The organism is Actinomadura keratinilytica (assembly GCF_039539665.1).
Taxonomy (GTDB): Bacteria; Actinomycetota; Actinomycetes; order Streptosporangiales; family Streptosporangiaceae; genus Spirillospora; species Spirillospora keratinilytica.
This window is the reverse complement of record NZ_BAABDO010000263.1, coordinates 1-1,321: the sequence shown is the minus strand read 5'-3', so window position 1 is coordinate 1,321 and position 1,321 is coordinate 1. Positions and strand designations below refer to the sequence as shown.

Annotated in this window: 1 protein-coding gene; it reads left to right on the top strand. The window is 75.1% G+C overall.

Annotation, left to right across the window (positions count from 1 at the left end; all coding sequences use genetic code 11):
• Positions 1–187 precede the first annotated feature (187 nt).
• Positions 188–1,321 (top strand): protein kinase domain-containing protein (locus tag ABD879_RS32585; protein ID WP_425549676.1); only part of this gene is annotated, 1,134 nt, incomplete at its 3' end.

Sequence of the window (1,321 nt, the reverse complement as noted above, 5' to 3'; positions counted from 1 at the left end):
GTCCGGGGCGGGGGTGCCCTCCCGGCCGCCGGCGCAGACCGCGCCGCAGGCCGGGTCGCAGCCGTCCGGCGCGGCGGGCTCGCTGGGGTCCGGGCCGTCCAGCGGAGGGCGGACGCTGTGGCGGGGGTCGCCGTCGTCCGGCGCCTCGGGCGGCTCGGCGCGGCGCGGCACCCTGGGCGAGGGACTGGTGAACGTGCCGCCCGTCCCCTACCGCGACCCCGCGTCGGCGATCATGAAGAATCCGGAGGTGCCGGAGAAGCGCCGGTTCTGCAGCCGCTGCGACGAGCCCGTCGGCCGCAGCCGCGACGGGCGCCCCGGCCGCACCGAGGGCTTCTGCCGCAAGTGCGGGCACCCGTTCTCGTTCACGCCCAAGCTCAAGCCCGGCGACCTGGTCGGCGGGCAGTACGAGGTGCTCGGCTGCCTGGCGCACGGCGGGCTCGGCTGGATCTACCTGGCCCGCGACCACAACGTCAACGGCCGCTGGGTGGTGCTCAAGGGCCTGCTGGACACCGGCGACGCCGACTCGCTGGCCGCGGCCGCCGCCGAGCGCGCCTTCCTGGCCGAGGTGGAGCACCCTAATATCGTCAAGATTTACAATTTCGTGCGGCACGGGGACTCCGGCTACATCGTCATGGAGTACGTCGGCGGCCAGTCCCTCAAGGACATCCTGCTGCAGCGCCGCAAGCAGGAGGGCGAGGAGGCGGCGCTGCCGCTGCCGCAGGTCCTCGCCTACGGATTGGAGGTGCTGCGCGCGCTGGGCTACCTGCACGGAGTGGGCCTGCTGTACTGCGACTTCAAGCCCGACAACGCCATCCAGTCGGAGGAGCAGCTCAAGCTGATCGACCTGGGCGGGGTGCGGCGGGCCTTCGACGTCGACAGCCCGATCTTCGGCACGCCCGGCTACCAGGCCCCCGAGATCTCCGAACGGGGCCCCTCGGTCACCTCCGACCTGTACACCGTGGGCCGGGCGCTGGCGGTGCTGAGCTTCCCGTTCCGCGGCTACACCCGGCGGCACCTGCGCAGCCTGCCGCCCCGCAACGAGGTGCCGCTGCTGCAGCGGCAGGAGTCGTACTACCGGCTGCTGCGCCGCGCCACCCACCCGGACCCGGCGGCCCGCTTCCAGAGCGCCGCCGAGATGGCCGACCAGCTGACCGGGGTGCTGCGCGAGGTGCTGGCCGCCGAGGACGGCCGGCCCCGTCCGGCGCCGTCCACGCTGTTCGGGCCGGAGCGGGACGCCGCCGGAACGGAGATCGCCGACAGCGGCACCGGCCGCGGCGCCGGCGCCGCCGCCCGCGCGGGCGGCGCGGCGGGCGCCACGGTG